The following is a 14,484-nucleotide window of genomic DNA, read 5'->3' on the forward strand; positions in this document are numbered from 1 at the left end:
ACCCATCCAGGCTGACCCCGGAGCAACCCTCGGAAACGCGAACTCACCACTTCGGGTGGGTCATCCCTGGACAGTCGGCTTTTCCACGAGCCGGGCGATGTGGTGGCGCAGGGCATCGAGGTCGCCGGCGCGCTGGAGGGCATCGGCCAGACCAGCCTCCAGACGTCGGTGTCGCAGCTCGGCCTCGCCGGCCGCTGAGGTCTGCCGGGCAAGGTCGCCGGCGAGGGTGGCCTTGTCCGTATGGAGGCGGCCCAGTTCGTCGGCGAAGGTGCGGGTGGCGGCCGCGAGGTCGCCGGTCAGCTTGTCGATGCGGGTGTCCGCCTCCTGCCGGAGGGCACGCTCGGTGGCGGCGAAGGCGTCCGCCTGAGCGGTCAGCCGGTTCTCGTACTCGGCGGTCAGCTCGGTCCGCAGGGCCTGTTCCGCCGCGGCCCGTTCGGCCTGGAGGTGGGCAATCCTGTCGACCGTGGCCACCCGCTCGCTGTTCAGGGTCTGCTGGAGGTCCGCAACCTGCCGCTGAGCGCTGGTCACCTGGTCCAGAGCCTGCTGGCGCTCCCGCTGTGCCTGGTCCCGAGCCGCCTCGGCCTCGCGCTGCCCCGCGACGGCGGCCTCCGCGGCGATCCTCGCCTGCTCGACCTGGGCGTCGGCCTCCTCGCGGGCAGCCCGGTCCGCCTCCGCCGCCGCGACCGCCGCATCGGCTTTGGCGAGCGCGTCGTCCCGCGCCGCCAAGGCTTCCGCCGTGGCGCGGTTCGCTTCGTCGCGGGCGGCCGCCGCCTCGTCGCTCGTGGCGATCGTCGCCGCCATCTGCTGGTTCAGGTACTCCTGCACAGCAGCCACCTCGTCCAGCAGCGGCCGCACCGCCGTCTGGACCACCGTCAGCCGCTCATCGAGGTTGCCGACGTCGAGCCGCGTCATCGGCTGGTCCGGGCCGTACAGGTGCACCCAGATCTCGCGCTGCTCGTCCAGCATCGCGCAGGTGATCACCTTCGCGCCCCAACTCCCGTACCGCTCCGGCTCCGCCGCGCAGTAGGGCGTAGGCCGCCCCCCTCTCGGCGACAACTCCGGCAACGCCCGCCCGCAGTACGCGCACCGCGCCCCGGTGCCCGCCGTCAACGCCCTCAGCGTCGCCTCGCGCCGTTCGTCCCGGCTCCCACGCCGCACCGGAGGGGACAGATGCCGTTCACCTGCGTCAACGCTCACCCAGGCGATCCTACAGCAATAGGTTTGAGAACCAAAACTACACGGTTAGAGAATCGAAACTAGAACATGTCGACAGGAGAGTCTGGCAGTAGTCATATGGATAAGTGAGATTATTGATATGACCTAGACCGAGGTGGTCGCGGGGCGGCCAAAGGTGATCACCAGGCCCGCGATCGTCACGGTGACGAAACGCGGCCGGGTGAATCTCGAGCAGACGGCCGAATGGGGGCGCATAGTGTGCACGGAGAGAGATCAACCGTGTGCCGAGGGTGGTGGGGGCGGATGACGGCCATCACCGACGCCCAGTGGGAACGGGCCCTGGTCATCATCGGCCAGGTCGCGCAGAAACAGGGCTTCGGCACCACACCGCAGCGCCTCAACGACTCGCCCGGCGACCACGACGAGGCCTTCCACAGCGTCGGCGACGACGGCCGGATCACGCTCGGCACAGCCAAGCACACGGTGCTGGGCCTGGACGTCGGCTGTCACCTGACCGCGGCGGCGAAGGCACGCGGCCACCTCTGACAGGATGATCGCATGCCGGACGCCGACCTCCTCGACCTCGCCCGTGACATCGACCGCTGCTGCCGGCTGCGGGGTTCCTTCACGCTGCGATCGGGCACTGTGGCGACGGAGTACTTCGACAAGTACCTGTTCGAGGCGGATCCCGTGCTGCTGCGGCGGATCGCCGAACGGATGACGGCCTTGATCCCCGACGACGCCCAAGCATTGGGTGGCCTGGAACTCGGCGGCGTGCCACTGGCGACGATGATCAGCCAGCTGACCGGCCTGCCGACGCTGTTCATCCGCAAGCAGGCCAAGGAATACAGCACCCGCCGCCTGGCCGAGGATGGTGTGGTCGAGGGACGGCGAGTCGTGCTCGTGGAGGACGTGATCACTACCGGGGGAGCGGTCCTCGCGGCAGCGCGGGCGCTGCGCGAGGGCGGGGCGACGGTCGACACGGTGGTGTGCGCGGTGGACCGCAGCGGCGGCGACACAGAACTGTTGACGGGCAACGGAATCGGCGTCCGATCGGTGCTGACCAAGGCGCTGCTCGACACGGTGGGTGCGGCGTGACGCTGGCCGTCATGGGCGAGGACAAGTCCGCCCGCGAACGCCTCCAGGAGTTCCTGCGCATCTACGCCTCGGTCAACACCCGCCTCGCCTACGCCACCGACCTCGGCATCCCGCTGGACTGGGTGCCCGGCTACACCCCGCCGGACCCGAACCGCCGGCGCGGGCGGAGGCGGGCGGCGCCGACGGGGCTGGAGTGGCTGAACTGGTGCGGCGCCAACGGGTTCACCTTCGCCGACGTCCGCGTCGAGCACGTGGAGCGCTGGCTGGACGAGCTCACCAGTGCCGGCTACAGCGACGCCACCAGGGGCCGGATGCTGTCGGCGGTGTCGGCGTTCTACGCGAAGTACCTGCTACGGGAGGGTCTGGCCACCCAGAACCCCGTGTCGCTGGTGGACCGTCGCGCCCAACACCTGAACAAGCCGGCGGGCACGCCGTCGACGACGAAGCGCTGGTCGTTCCAGGCCTGCCGGGCGCTGCTGATGGCGGCGTACCTGCTCGCCGAGCGCAGCCGCGACGGCGTCCGCGACAGGGCGATGGTGGAGATCCTGGTCGGCACGGGCGTCCGCGCGGACGAACTGGTCGGCGTGAACCTGGACGACTACCGCCGCGCCGCCCCTCACGACATCGGCATCCTGCGGGTGCACGGCAAGGGCGGCAAGGACCGCGAAGTCGCCCTCGCACCGCCGGTCGCCGACGCCCTGGAGCTCTACCTCGCCAATCGCGTGCAACCGACCGCTCCCGCGCTGCCGGGCCAGTTCGGCAACGCCGCCGCGCAGCCGATTTTCGTGACCAGCACGGGAAGACGCGTCCACACCTCGCACCTGCAAGCCCTGCTGACGAGGCTGTGCACCACCTTCACCTCGACGCCGAGGTCCCAACAGCTGCGGGACCTGCTCGCCACGCCCGAGGCGGAGTTCGTCGCCACCCACCTGGGCCCGCTGCGCGACACCATCCACCCGCACTCGGCCCGGCACTCCTACGCCACCCACGCCGTCGAACGAGGCGTGCCGCCACGGCAGGTCCAGCGCGACCTCGGCCACGCGGTGCTCACCACCACCGAGGGCTACCTGCACGACGAGGACAACGTCCGCAACTCCGCCGCCCACGAACTCGCCCCCGCCCTGCACCGAGGCTGGCTGCCCTAGTGCCCGGCTCCGCACGGGCATTCCAGCACTTCACGGCTCCCTGTCTCACGCCGACGCAGCCGGACCATCGGCGCGAGCCGGCGCACGACGGTCATGAGCTGCCGCGGCAACCGATGGACGCCGCCGGTCGTCTCCGTCCAGAAGAACAGCCAACCGCCCCGTAACGCCAACGGAACCAGGCCGAGCCACCGGCGGCGGCGCAGCTGCAGCATGAACAGCTCGGCCAGCAGCACCAGTTCCGCGCGCGGCCCGATGTGGTCGTGGCTGATCTTCAAGCCGTCGACTCCGGTCCGCTCCGCATGGTCGAACTCCCCGAGCCGCACGTAGAACCGCACCCAGGTGCCGCGGAGCACGGCGACGGCGATGCTCACCTCGCCGGCCTGCGTGAAGATCGCGTTGGCCTGCTCGATGTGATACCGGGCTTGCTCGACGGTGCCGTGCGCGACCAGCACCTCGGCCAGCCGTTGGTGGAAGAAGCCCTGGCCGGTGAGCATGTTGTCGGACAGGTGCTCCGCCCCGACGTAGAGGTGCAGCGCCGACCGGAGGTCGCCGTGATCGTGCGCGAGCCGCCCCAGGTAGTGGACCGCCGTCGCGACCGCCTGCCGCACACCGCGTTCCCCGAGCACCGGCTGGCCGAGCTCCACCGCCCGGTCGAAGTACCGCTCGGCGGCCTCGGTGTCGGCGTAGTAGTAGGAGATCCCGGTCGCAGTCTCCACGTCGACCACGTACTCGCTCGGTGCGTCGGCGGTGAGCAACCGCCGACATTCGTCCAGCCGACGCCGCGCCCGGCCGTAGGCGCTGACGTCGGTGTGGTACTTGGCCAGCGTCAACAGCGCGTGCACCCGCTCGACGTCGTTCAGGCTCGCCTCGGCGGCCTGCTCGATGAGCTTGCGTCGGCGCGGACTGCCGTTGGCGAGCCGGGCCTCGAAGCGGGCCGCCGCCAGCCACAGCGAGGTGGTGGAACTTCCGCGTCGGCGCAACTCCTCGATGATCAGCAGCGCGCTGTCGAAGAACTGCGCGTACTCACTGAAGCCGGGCCCGGCGCCTATGGTGAGCACCTTGTCGAACGACAGCGCGACCAGGGCGTGCAGCGTCTCGGACGGGATGCGGTCTCCGGTGACCACCGCGCTGCGCAGCAGCGTCGACAGTTTCGGCACATCCGCGGCGACCATGCCGGCCACGACCTGGGCGATCTCGGTCCCGAACCGCCGCTCGGCATAGCGCAGGCTGAGCTGCTGCCAGTCCGACAGCTGCGCGGTGGTCACTGGATCTCCCACGCCAGCGGGCACATGTACTGGTAGAGCAGGCTGTGGATGGAGTACAGCTCGTTGTGGTTGGACGGCCGGATCAGGCCCAGCCGGCAGGCCGTGCCCAGCACCTCGTCGAAGCCGTCCTCGATGCCTGCCGCCGCCTGGAGCGCGTCGTACGCCAGCGATCCGCCTCGGCTGGTCGCGCAGAACGCGTACAGCAGCCCCAGCGCATGCTCCTGGGACGACCGCGTGCGCAGCTCGTCCAGCGAGCCGTCGAACAGCCAGGCCCGGACCCGGCCACCGAGCCGATCGCCGGTCGCGCCGCCGAGCTCGGCGATCACGTGGTCCAGCGGGCGGCCGGTGACGACGAACCGGCGGGTGATCAGCTTGATCAGGAACGGGTTGCCCTCGGTGATCTCGTGCACCGCGGCCAGTTTGTCGTCGCCGGCGGTGGCGAGGTCGGAGTTCGTGTCGGCGGCCACCAGTCGCACCAGATCGCACGTCTTGGCCGGGGTCAGCGGCGGCACGACGAAGTCCCGCACGTCGAGATCGTCGCCGACGACCGACCACCGGGTCGTGGCTACGATCTTGTGGGGGTGCCGGAAACCCAACGCGCGCAACCGGTGGATCACCTGCTCGGCGGCGCGCACCATCTCCAGGTTGTCGACGACCACCAGCAGCCGGCCAGCCCTGAGCTCCGTGGCGACGAACCGCCTCAGCTCGTGCTCCCACAGCGCCTGGTTGGCGGGCAGCGGGCAGCCCAGCTGCGCGGCGATCATCCGGAGCACGTCGTGCCAGTAGATGGAGTCCAGGGATGCCTCGCCGGCTTCGGTGGCCGAGAACCGGGCGTTCTTCGCCGACGCCCACACGAGGTGGGTGAAGCCGCCGTCCTCGGCCACCGCGGACACGGCGGCGTGCGTGACGGCGGTCTTGCCCAGGCCGCCCTCGCCGGACACGGTGATCGCGGGGGAGTGCGTGCCAGCGATCTCGTCGGCGAGGCCGGCGACCAACTCCGAGACGTGGATCAGCCGCTGTGGCTCGACCAGCGCGTAGAACTCCCACCCACGCGGTGGCTTCGGTGTTTCGGTGGCCGATTCGGGTGGGGCGTTGTAGATGGTGACATGGTCGATACGGTGCGCCTGCACGCCGTGAACGCTCTCGGCCGTGTTCTCGGAGCGGCCACCAGTGTTCGACGATTTGCGGCGCCACCAACCGAACATGCCGACATGATGGCTGCTGGCTAGCGCCGGAACAACGCCGCGAGCCCGGCGGCCACCAGAAGTCCGGCCTGCACGTCCAGCAGCACCTCCAAGCCGACGACGCCGACCAGGTAGCCGGCGAGCAGGGTGCCGACAGCGTTGAGCCCGGCGATGCCGGCGAACACCGTCGCCAGTACGCGGCCGGCTTGCTCGTCGGGCACCCGCAGCTGGACGGCCGTCAACGCGCCCGTCGCCGCGACCACGGCGGGGGCGCCGACCAGGGCGAACAGCACGACGTAGACGCCGTAGGCGATGGTGACGTGCGGCAGGTTCCAGATCAGGGCCGAGCACACGCCCAACGACAGGATGCCGAGGCCCATCATCCGCACCGCGCTGATCCGGTTGGCCACGGCGGCGATCAGCAGGCCGGCGCCGATGCCGCCGACGGCCTGGATTCCGCGCAGCAGGCCGATCTCCGGGTCGCCGCCGTGCAGCGGGCCGGCCACGAACAGCACGAACAGGGTCAGGAACATGCCCTGTCCCAACGACATCAGCGCCAGCGTCACGCCGGTGGCCCGCAACTCCGGATCCCGGAACGCCCGGACGCCGTCGAGCCAGTCGCCGGTCGGCGTCTCGTGCGTCCGCTCCACGTGCACGCCGAACGACTGCACGAGCAGCACCGCCGCGAGGACCAGCGCCGTCAGGTAGCAGACGATCACCGAGCTGAAGCCCCACACGCCGAGCACGAGCCCGCCCAGCGAGAGGCCGGCCAGCCGGGCGATGTTGCTGTTGAAGCCCATCAGGCCGTTGGCCGACGCCAGCCGGTCCTGGCCGACGAGCGCCGGCACCAGGGCGTTGCGGGTCGGCTCGAACAGCGACGCCAGCGCCGACTGGGCCGCCATCACCACGTAGATCAGCGCGTGACTGCCGCCGGAGAACAGCAGCGGCACGCTGATCGCGGCCTGCCCCAGGCAGACGGCGAACAGCACTCGCCGCCGGTCGAACCGGTCGGCGATCACCCCGGCGGCCGGGCTGGCCAGCACCATCGGCACGGTCCCGACGGCGATCGCCACCGCCAGCGAGGTGTACGAGCCGGTGGTCCGGAATATGTACACCGGCAGCGCGAACTGGAGCATCCACTCGGCTGTCTCCGCGAACAGCCCCGACAGCCACAGCCGCATGAAGGCGGCGTGGCGCAGCAGCACCGTCGTCATGAGCTGAACGTTCCGTCGGCCTCGATGCGCGGGAACGACTTCCAGCTCCCGTGCACGGTCCGCGCCTCCGGCGGCGCATCGGTGCGGATCGTGGTGACATACGGCCGGACCAGCGCGTCGATCGCCGCATTCAAGGCCGCCAGCTCATCGGGGGAGAGCCGCAGCGAGTACGTGTTGAACGTGGCCACGCGCTGCCACTCCGGCGTGAGCTCGTCCACGGTGTCGACGAACCGCTCCGCCAGCTCGCGGTCGGTGGCCACGCTCGTGCCGACCGCCGCCAGCTGCGCCGTCCGCACGGCCAGGTCGCCGTCGAGGTCGCCGAAGTCCAGGCCGACCTGCGTGGCCCGCCAGGGTCGCTCCCGTCCGTCGGTCGCCTCGGCCCGTTCCACCAGGCCCCAGTTGCCCAGCTGGCGCAGGTGCCAGCTGCAGTTGGACGCCGTCGAGTCCACCGCCGCCGCGCACTCGCTGGCCGTGCGCGGACCGACCGCCATCAGGTAGTTCAGCAGTGCCGAGCGCAGTGGATGCGCCAACGCGCGCATCAGCTCGACGTCGCGGACACGCGTCCGCGACGGCAGTTCCGCCATGACCAGCCCCCAGAAGCGAAAGACACCTTTCGAAAGGTTCCTTTCAGATCGTACCGACGGCGGCAAGCCGCCGAACGTCGGCCACCCTCTCGCGCTGATCGGCGGTGAGGTCGAGCGTCTCGGCGCGGTCCAGGACCTGCCGGGCGGCCGCGGCGTCGTCGAGCCGGAACGCCAGCTCGGCGCGGTAGACCAGCGCCGCGATCAGGTCGGACACTGGCGCGTCGCCGGGGCGGGCCAGCGCCCCGTCAAGGATCTTCACCGCCTGGCGGACGTCGCCCTTCGACTCGCCGAGCACGACGGCGTTCTCCAGCGCCCGTGCGAGCGGGCCGCCCGGCTCCGGCTCGGATTCCGCACCGCCGCTCCGGAAGATGCGGATCCAGTTGCCGCCGGGGTCGACCACGGTGAAGCCCGCCGCGTCGCCGGTGTTCTTCCGCCGGCGCGGCCGCGTGATGCGGGGGATGCCCGACAGCGGGAGCTTGCCGCGCGCGGCGCGAAGACCGGCCGCGAACTGGTCGAACAGCGCAGCCGTGTCGGGCACGTTGATGATGCAGGAGCCGTAGGACTGCTCGGGATCGAACTCCGGCAGGCCGAAGAAGTGCAGCTGGATCTCCGCCAGCCGCAGTGCGACGTATGGGTTCGGGCGGGCCTGGCGGTAGACGACCTCGAAGCCGAGGGCCCGGTAGAAGTCGGCGATCTCGTCGGTGGAACGGCACGGCAGCAGCGGGATGGCGGACATGGAGGGTGCCATCCGGCGAGTGTCCCGAACCGGAAGCCCCGGCCGCACATGATTGGTACGGTGGCGAGGTGTCGGAAACGATCAAGCTGCCCGAGTCGCTGCGGGATCTGATCACCAGCGGCCCGATGGCCCACCTGAGCACCATCAACCGCGACGGCAGCCCGCAGGTCACCGTCGTCTGGATCGGCCTGGACGGCGACGACCTGGTCAGCGCCCACCAGCACCACGGTGTGAAGATCCGCAACATGCAGCGCGACCCGCGGGTGGTGCTGTCCTTCGACGCGCCCCGGCAGCCGGGCGTGTTCCTCGACCAGAACGCGGTGCTGCGCGCGCACGCCGTCGTCGAACGCAGCGACGACGCCTGGGACGTGCTGGACCGGCTGGCCAAGGTCTACATCGGACCCGAGGCGACGTTCCCGGTGGAGCGGCGGCCCGGCTTCGTCGTCCGCTACAAGATCCAGCGCATCGGCGGCGTCGGCCCCTGGGCGAGCTGATGCGGTTCGAGGTCGACGCGATCCTGTTCGACATCGACGGCACGCTGGTGGACTCCACCCCGGTCGTCGAGCGGACGTGGCGGACCTGGGCGGCCGAGCACGGCAGGGACGCGGACGAGATCCTGCGCGTCTGCCACGGCCGCCGCAGCGAGGACACCATCGCCGACCTGCTGCCGCCGCCCGAACGGGCGGCCGCGGTCGAGGAGCTGGCCCGGCTGGAACTGTCCGACATGGACGGCGTGATCGCGCTGCCGGCGGTGAAGTCCTTGCTGGACGGGCTGCCGAAGGACCGCTGGGCAGCGGTGACCTCCGGCTCGCAGGAGCTGATGCGGGCCCGCCTGGCCGTCGCCGGTCTGCCGGTGCCGGACGTGCTGATCGCCGCGGACGACGTCAGCGCCGGCAAGCCCGATCCGGAGGGCTACTTCAAGGCGGCCGCTGCCCTCGGCTACGACATCGCGCGCTGCCTGGTCGTCGAGGACGCGCCCGCCGGCCTGCGGGCCGGCCAGAATGCGGGCGCCCGCACGCTGGCCGTCGCGACCTCTCACGACGCGGCCGAGCTCACGGCGGACGCGGTCGTCGACGACCTCACGTCCTGCCGGGTCGACCGCGTCGCGGGCGGCCTCGTGGTGACGGTCAGTTCTGGTCCTGGATGAGACCGATCTCGTTGCCGTCCACGTCGAGCACGCTGGCGATGGTCCGGCCGTTGCCGACGCCCTTGGGCTCCTGCGCGACGGTCGCGCCCGCCTCGACCAGCGCGGCCAGGTTGGCGTCGAGGTCGTCGACGTGCCGGTAGCAGGCCGGGCCGTTGGTGCTGCCGTTGGGCACCAGGCCGATGTGCTGGCCCTCGCTGTCGTAGCCGACGTAGTACGGGGACTCGACGCTCGGCGCCACGCCCAGCAGCGCGGTGTACACCGGCGTGGCCTTCGCGACGTCGGCCACCGGGAACAGGATCGTCTTCAGGATCGCCATGATTTCCTCCTCGGTCACATCGGGCGCCTGCCGCCCGTCACTGCTATGACGGATGCCGGACGGAGGATGTGACCGTGAACGAAGAATGGCTGGCCGGACAGTTCGAAGCCAACCGCGACCACCTGCGCTCGGTGGCGTACCGGATGCTCGGATCGGCGAACGACGCCGAGGACGCGGTGCAGGAGTCCTGGCTGCGGCTCAGCCGCGCCGACACCAGCGAGGTGGAGAACCTCGGCGGCTGGTTGACCACGGTCACCGCCCGCGTGTGCCTGGACATGCTGCGCTCCCGCAAGTCCCGGCGGGAGGACCCCGTGGACGAGGTGCCGGCGCAGGAGGCGGTGGCGGCCGGTCCCGAGCAGGAGGCGCTGCTGGCCGACTCGATGGGACCGGCGCTGCTGGTGGTGCTGGAGACCCTGGCCCCGGCCGAGCGGCTGGCGTTCGTGCTGCACGACCTGTTCGCGGTGCCGTTCGACGAGATCGCTCCGATCGTGGGCCGCTCGACGGCCGCGACCCGGCAGCTGGCCAGCCGCGCACGGCGACGGGTGCAGGGCGCGGACCGGCCGGACTCGGACCTGAACCGGCAGCGCAAGGTCGTGGACGCCTTCCTCGCGGCGTCGCGGGACGGCAACTTCGACGCGCTGCTGTCGCTGCTCGACCCGGACGTCGAACTGCGGGCCGACGAGACGACCGTGGCGGCGTCGGTCGCCAACCACGACAAGGGCGCGCCGCTGCTGTCGGCCCGCATGACCGGCGCCCGCGAGGTCGCGACGGCGTTCTCCGGCAAGGCCCGCGGCGCGCTGCCGGCACTGATCGACGGCAACGTCGGCGCGGTGTGGATGTACCGGGGCGAGGTCATGGGCATGTTCGTCTTCGAGGTCGAGGACGACCGGGTGGTCGGGATCTCGCTCGTCAACGACAAGGAGCAGGTGGCCGCCGCCGAGGTGGAGGTGCTGCCCTCGCGCTGAGACCAGTACCTCAGCGGGCCCGCCCGCTGAGGTACTGCTGCTCGGGCAGGCTCAACGTCCGCCGCGCCGCCGACTCGTAATGCGCGCGGGCCGCCTCGTGGTCACCGGCCAGATCCAGCAGGTGCGCACGTACGGCATCGACCCGGTAGTGGCCGCCCAGCGCCGGTTCGGCCGCGGCGAGCTCGGCCAACGCCGTCCGGGGACCGCGGACCATCGCCACGGCGACGATCCGGTTCAGCGTCACCATCGGCCCGGGTGCGGCGGCGTTGAGCAGCTCGAACAGGCCGAGGATCTGCGTCCAGTCGGTGTCCTCGGCCTCGGTTGCCTCGTCGTGCACGGCGGCGATCGCCGCCTGGAGCTGGTACGGGCCGATGGTCGCGGTGGCCAGCGCGTCGGTGATCAGCGCCGTGCCCTCGGCGATCGCGGCCCGGTCCCACAGCGTGCGGTCCTGCTCGGCCAGCGGCACCAGCGTCCCGTCGGCCAGGGTCCGGGCCGGCCGGCGGGCGTCGGTGAGCAGCATCAGCGCCAGCAGGCCCGTCACCTCGCCGTCGTCCGGCACGCGCCGGTGCAGCTGGCGGGTCAGCCGGACCGCCTCGCTCGTCAGCTCCACGCGGTTCAGGGCGTCGCCGGAGCTGGTCGTGTGGCCCTCGTTGAAGATCAGGTACAGCACGGCCAGGACCGCCTTCAGGCGCTCGTCCCGCTCCTCGGCCGGCGGCGGCGCGAAGGTCGCCCCGGCGGCCTTGATCTTCGCCTTGGCCCGGCTGATCCGTTGGCCCACCGTCGATTCCGGCACCAGCAGCGCGCGGGCGATCTCGCCCGTCGTGAGGCCGCCGACCGCGCGCAGCGTCAGCGCCACCTGCGACACCCGGGTCAGCGACGGGTGGCAGCACAGCGTCAGCAGCGTCAGCGTGTCGTCCTCGGCGGACACCTCGGCGTCGTCCACTTGCGACGCGAACACCGCCTCCTCGCGCCTCCGCCGAGCAGCCTCACTGCGCCACACCTCCGTCAGTCGGCGCTGCGCCACCGTGATCAGCCAGCCCGTCGCGTTCGACGGGATGCCCTCCTCCGGCCACTGCTGGGCCGCCGCCAGCAGCGCCTCCTGCACGGCGTCCTCGCACGTGTCGAAGGATCCGTTGCGGCGCACCAGCACGCCGAGGACCTGCGGCGCCAACCGGCGCAGCAGGTCCTCGACCTCCGTCGTGACGTTCACAGGTCCAGCGTGCTCATGTCCAGCAGCGGCCGGACCTCCACCGCCCCGCCCAGCTGCGAGTCCGGCGTCTTCGCGGCCCATGCCAGCGCCTGCTCCTCCGTCTCGCAGTCGAGCAGCAGGAACCCGGCCACGTACTCCTTGACCTCCGCGAACGGCCCGTCGCTGGTCATCGTCTCGCCGTCCTGCACCCACACCCGCTTGGCCAGCGCCGGATCCGTCAGGCCGTTCGACACCACCATGTCGCCAGCAGCCGTGATCTCCTCGCTCAGCGCCATGTACCCCCGGCCGAACTCCATCCGCTGCTCATCGGTCAACGTCTCCCACAACGCCCGCGACCTCGGGTTGCTGTGGATCAGAACCAGGTACCTCACGTCTGCCTCCTGCGAGTCGCCGAAATCCTCTCACCGGCGCAGTGTCGAAGCCGGGCGAACGGCTTCGACACAGGGGCGACCAACGACCCGAGCAGAGGGGAGCGAGCCATGAGCGGCACCGACGAGGAGCAGATCCGCCAGGTCGTCCTGGCGTCCGAGGCGGCGATGAAGGACGGCGACGCGCAGCGGCTGATCGAGCGGTACACGGCGGACGTGGTGAAGTACGACCTGGCGCCGCCGCTGGGACGGCGGGGCGACGCGGCGAGGGACGTCGAGAGCCAGCAGGCGTGGTTCGCGACGTTCGATGGTCCGGTGGACTTCGAGGTGACGGGCCTGGAGGTGGAGGTGGGCGGCGACATCGCCTGGGCGCACTCGCTGAACCGGCTCTCGGCGACGCCGAAGGGCATGGACTTCGCCTTCGAGCTGTGGTTCCGCGCCACGTACGGCCTGCGCCGCACGGCGGACGGCTGGCGCATCGCCCACGAGCACACCTCGACGCCGTTCTACATGGACGGCTCGATGCGCGCGGCGACGGACCTCAAGCCGTAGGCGCGCCGAACCAGCGGGTCAGGGCGTCGACGAGCCCGTCGGCGGAGTCGCCGGCCCAGGCGACGAAGCCGTCGGGACGGATGAGCAGGGCGGGACCGTCGCCAGACACGACGTCGACGCGGTCCCGCCAGCCGTCGGCGACCGCACCCAGTCCTGACGGGTCGAGCAGCAGCGGGCGGCCGGTGCGGCGGAGTTCGGCGAGCCGCACCACCCCGTCCGTGGTGGTCACGGACATCTCCGGCGCCAGCCGCCCGACCAGCGGATGATCCGACTCGAAGTACCGGGTGTCGTTGCCGGACATGGTGTCCACGATGTGCTGCCGGACGTCGACGGACTCCAGGAGCTCCTCGAACAGGGTGCGCAGCGCGGTGACCTTGGTACCGGGGGCCAGCAGGGCGGACTGGGACTGGGTCTGCATGGCCACGCGAGAGGCCACCGGATGCCGCTCCGAGTGATACGTGTCGAGCAGGCCGGCCGGCGCCCAGCCCTGCACCGCCGCGCCGAGTTTCCACGCCAGGTTGGCGGCATCCTGCAACCCCATGTTCAACCCGGGCCCGCCGATGCCGGCGTGCACATGGGCGGCGTCGCCGGCCAGGAACACCCGGCCGCGCCGGAACTGCGAGGCGATGCGGGTGTTGTTGCCGGCGTTCCGGCGCATGACCAGCGGCCGGTCCAGCACCGCCAGCTCCATCGGCACGTCCACCCCCAGCACCCGTTTCACGCTGTCGGCGAGCTCGTCCAGCGTCAGGGGCACGTCCTCGCCCGGCGCGTCGCCCCACTCCATGGTGGTGACGGTGAGGGCGTCCTCGAGCCGTGCCCAGACGAACACCCCAGTTGTGGTGCGGTGGAAGAAGAACGGCTGGATGTCGCCGTGCCCGGGCACCGGCAGGCCGCCGGGGCCGGCGGTGGGCAGCACGACGTTGGCCGTGCGGGTGACGACGTCGTCGTCGGTGACGCCAGGGAAGTCGATGCCGGCGAGCTTCCGCACGGTGCTCCGGCCGCCGTCGCAGCCGACCAGGTACGCGGCGGTGATCTCGGAGCCGTCGTCGGTCGACACGGTGACATGCGTGCCGTGGTCGACGAAGCCGGTGAGGGTGACGCCGCGCCGGATCTCCGCCCCCAGCCCGAGGGCGTGCTCCTCGAGGATCGGCTCCAGCCGGGTCTGCGGCACCAGCACGGTGTGCATCGGGTTGTCGGGCACGTCCCGCAGGTCCAGCCGCAAGCCGCCGAACATGTAGAACGGCGTCGGCGCAGGCGGCCCGGACCGGCCGCTGACCTTCTCGTACAGCCCGCGGGCGTCCATCAGCCGGGCCACCACGCCGGCCAGGCCGTTGGCCTTGGGCACGGTCGCCCGTTCGGGCAGCCGCTCCAGCACGAGCGGGCGTGCCCCGGCCAGCCGCAGCTCCGCGGTCAGCATCAGTCCGTTCGGTCCACCACCGGCGATCACCACGTCGAAGTCCATGCCGTCCACGGTACAGAAACTTGCGCGCCACGCAAAGATGCGCGGCACGCAAATTTGTGACC

17 protein-coding genes are annotated in these 14,484 nt (G+C 71.2%); 7 read left to right on the forward strand and 10 right to left on the reverse strand.

Going from position 1 to position 14,484, the window contains the following annotated elements; genetic code table 11:
- Positions 1-60: 60 nt before the first annotated feature.
- Positions 61-1,197 carry a coiled-coil domain-containing protein gene (locus BCF44_RS19605; protein ID WP_147328543.1) on the reverse strand — a complete coding sequence of 379 codons (1,137 nt, stop codon included), beginning with the start codon at positions 1,195-1,197 and terminating at the stop codon, positions 61-63.
- A gap of 282 nt (positions 1,198-1,479) precedes the next feature.
- On the opposite strand from BCF44_RS19605, the gene BCF44_RS19610 reads away from it, so the two are divergent.
- The 3 genes from BCF44_RS19610 to BCF44_RS19620 are packed head-to-tail and all read left to right on the forward strand — an operon-like array spanning position 1,480 to position 3,419.
- The gene (locus BCF44_RS19610) at positions 1,480-1,722 is read left to right on the forward strand and encodes an LppA family lipoprotein (RefSeq protein WP_170217621.1); all 243 of its coding nucleotides are present in this window, start codon (positions 1,480-1,482) and stop codon (positions 1,720-1,722) included.
- A 12-nt stretch (positions 1,723-1,734) separates the two neighbouring features.
- A complete protein-coding gene (pyrE, locus tag BCF44_RS19615) occupies positions 1,735-2,274 on the forward strand; it encodes an orotate phosphoribosyltransferase (RefSeq protein WP_116175762.1) in 540 nt (179 codons plus the stop codon).
- Entirely contained in the window at positions 2,271-3,419 is a 1,149-nt protein-coding gene (locus tag BCF44_RS19620; protein WP_246015287.1) for a tyrosine-type recombinase/integrase, read from the forward strand. Before pyrE ends, BCF44_RS19620 begins: the two co-directional genes overlap by 4 nt.
- Here the strand turns inward: BCF44_RS19620 and BCF44_RS19625 are convergent.
- From BCF44_RS19625 to BCF44_RS57640, 5 genes are read right to left on the reverse strand one after another with little or no spacing between them, the layout of a single operon-like run.
- Positions 3,416-4,684, reverse strand: a complete 1,269-nt coding sequence (locus tag BCF44_RS19625) for a tetratricopeptide repeat protein (protein WP_116175763.1) — start codon at positions 4,682-4,684, stop codon at positions 3,416-3,418. The two genes, BCF44_RS19620 and BCF44_RS19625, sit on opposite strands and share 4 nt — an antisense overlap.
- Positions 4,681-5,889 carry an NB-ARC domain-containing protein gene (locus BCF44_RS19630; protein ID WP_116175764.1) on the reverse strand — a complete coding sequence of 403 codons (1,209 nt, stop codon included), beginning with the start codon at positions 5,887-5,889 and terminating at the stop codon, positions 4,681-4,683. Before BCF44_RS19630 ends, BCF44_RS19625 begins: the two co-directional genes overlap by 4 nt.
- A gap of 20 nt (positions 5,890-5,909) precedes the next feature.
- Positions 5,910-7,082 (reverse strand): MFS transporter, encoded by a 1,173-nt coding sequence (locus BCF44_RS19635; RefSeq protein ID WP_116175765.1) that lies wholly within the window; start codon positions 7,080-7,082, stop codon positions 5,910-5,912.
- Positions 7,079-7,666 (reverse strand): ArsR/SmtB family transcription factor, encoded by a 588-nt coding sequence (locus tag BCF44_RS19640; protein ID WP_116175766.1) that lies wholly within the window; start codon positions 7,664-7,666, stop codon positions 7,079-7,081. Before BCF44_RS19640 ends, BCF44_RS19635 begins: the two co-directional genes overlap by 4 nt.
- A gap of 43 nt (positions 7,667-7,709) precedes the next feature.
- Positions 7,710-8,414 carry a VOC family protein gene (locus BCF44_RS57640; protein WP_116175767.1) on the reverse strand — a complete coding sequence of 235 codons (705 nt, stop codon included), beginning with the start codon at positions 8,412-8,414 and terminating at the stop codon, positions 7,710-7,712.
- A 56-nt stretch (positions 8,415-8,470) separates the two neighbouring features.
- Here BCF44_RS57640 and BCF44_RS19650 point away from each other — a divergent pair, with 56 nt between their 5' ends.
- Positions 8,471-8,896: a PPOX class F420-dependent oxidoreductase gene (locus BCF44_RS19650; RefSeq protein WP_211353109.1), complete on the forward strand. Its 426-nt coding sequence runs from the start codon at positions 8,471-8,473 to the stop codon at positions 8,894-8,896.
- Positions 8,896-9,549 carry an HAD family hydrolase gene (locus BCF44_RS19655; RefSeq protein WP_116175768.1) on the forward strand — a complete coding sequence of 218 codons (654 nt, stop codon included), beginning with the start codon at positions 8,896-8,898 and terminating at the stop codon, positions 9,547-9,549. Before BCF44_RS19650 ends, BCF44_RS19655 begins: the two co-directional genes overlap by 1 nt.
- On the opposite strand, the gene BCF44_RS19660 is transcribed toward BCF44_RS19655, so the two are convergent.
- Positions 9,530-9,865: a VOC family protein gene (locus BCF44_RS19660; RefSeq protein ID WP_116175769.1), complete on the reverse strand. Its 336-nt coding sequence runs from the start codon at positions 9,863-9,865 to the stop codon at positions 9,530-9,532. The two genes, BCF44_RS19655 and BCF44_RS19660, sit on opposite strands and share 20 nt — an antisense overlap.
- Positions 9,866-9,939: 74 nt before the next feature.
- Here BCF44_RS19660 and BCF44_RS19665 point away from each other — a divergent pair, with 74 nt between their 5' ends.
- Positions 9,940-10,830 carry a sigma-70 family RNA polymerase sigma factor gene (locus BCF44_RS19665; protein ID WP_116176018.1) on the forward strand — a complete coding sequence of 297 codons (891 nt, stop codon included), beginning with the start codon at positions 9,940-9,942 and terminating at the stop codon, positions 10,828-10,830.
- 10 nt (positions 10,831-10,840) lie between these two features.
- Here BCF44_RS19665 and BCF44_RS19670 read toward each other — a convergent pair whose 3' ends face one another.
- Together BCF44_RS19670 and BCF44_RS19675 are read right to left on the reverse strand one after the other, a co-directional pair.
- Positions 10,841-12,040, reverse strand: coding sequence for an RNA polymerase sigma factor (locus tag BCF44_RS19670; protein ID WP_246015288.1), 1,200 nt, complete (start codon positions 12,038-12,040; stop codon positions 10,841-10,843).
- Positions 12,037-12,411, reverse strand: coding sequence for a YciI family protein (locus BCF44_RS19675; protein ID WP_116175771.1), 375 nt, complete (start codon positions 12,409-12,411; stop codon positions 12,037-12,039). The genes BCF44_RS19670 and BCF44_RS19675 overlap by 4 nt, the downstream gene beginning before the upstream one ends.
- A 108-nt stretch (positions 12,412-12,519) precedes the next feature.
- Here BCF44_RS19675 and BCF44_RS19680 point away from each other — a divergent pair, with 108 nt between their 5' ends.
- A complete protein-coding gene (locus BCF44_RS19680; protein ID WP_116175772.1) occupies positions 12,520-12,960 on the forward strand; it encodes a YybH family protein in 441 nt (146 codons plus the stop codon).
- Here the strand turns inward: BCF44_RS19680 and BCF44_RS19685 are convergent.
- Positions 12,950-14,422, reverse strand: a complete 1,473-nt coding sequence (locus BCF44_RS19685) for an FAD-dependent monooxygenase (protein ID WP_116175773.1) — start codon at positions 14,420-14,422, stop codon at positions 12,950-12,952. The genes BCF44_RS19680 and BCF44_RS19685 overlap by 11 nt on opposite strands.
- Between the last annotated feature and the right edge of the window lie 62 nt (positions 14,423-14,484).

It is taken from the genome of Kutzneria buriramensis (assembly GCF_003387475.1).
Taxonomy (GTDB): domain Bacteria; phylum Actinomycetota; class Actinomycetes; order Mycobacteriales; family Pseudonocardiaceae; genus Kutzneria; species Kutzneria buriramensis.

Coding starts and splice junctions, on each gene's coding strand:
- BCF44_RS19655 (WP_116175768.1), top strand. CDS start 8,896: ATGCGGTTCGAGGTCGACGCGATCCTGTTCGACATCGACGGCACGCTG.
- pyrE (WP_116175762.1), top strand. CDS start 1,735: ATGCCGGACGCCGACCTCCTCGACCTCGCCCGTGACATCGACCGCTGC.
- BCF44_RS57640 (WP_116175767.1), bottom strand. CDS start 8,414: ATGGCACCCTCCATGTCCGCCATCCCGCTGCTGCCGTGCCGTTCCACC.
- BCF44_RS19630 (WP_116175764.1), bottom strand. CDS start 5,889: ATGTTCGGTTGGTGGCGCCGCAAATCGTCGAACACTGGTGGCCGCTCC.
- BCF44_RS19640 (WP_116175766.1), bottom strand. CDS start 7,666: ATGGCGGAACTGCCGTCGCGGACGCGTGTCCGCGACGTCGAGCTGATG.
- BCF44_RS19610 (WP_170217621.1), top strand. CDS start 1,480: ATGACGGCCATCACCGACGCCCAGTGGGAACGGGCCCTGGTCATCATC.
- BCF44_RS19685 (WP_116175773.1), bottom strand. CDS start 14,422: ATGGACTTCGACGTGGTGATCGCCGGTGGTGGACCGAACGGACTGATG.
- BCF44_RS19660 (WP_116175769.1), bottom strand. CDS start 9,865: ATGGCGATCCTGAAGACGATCCTGTTCCCGGTGGCCGACGTCGCGAAG.
- BCF44_RS19680 (WP_116175772.1), top strand. CDS start 12,520: ATGAGCGGCACCGACGAGGAGCAGATCCGCCAGGTCGTCCTGGCGTCC.
- BCF44_RS19635 (WP_116175765.1), bottom strand. CDS start 7,082: ATGACGACGGTGCTGCTGCGCCACGCCGCCTTCATGCGGCTGTGGCTG.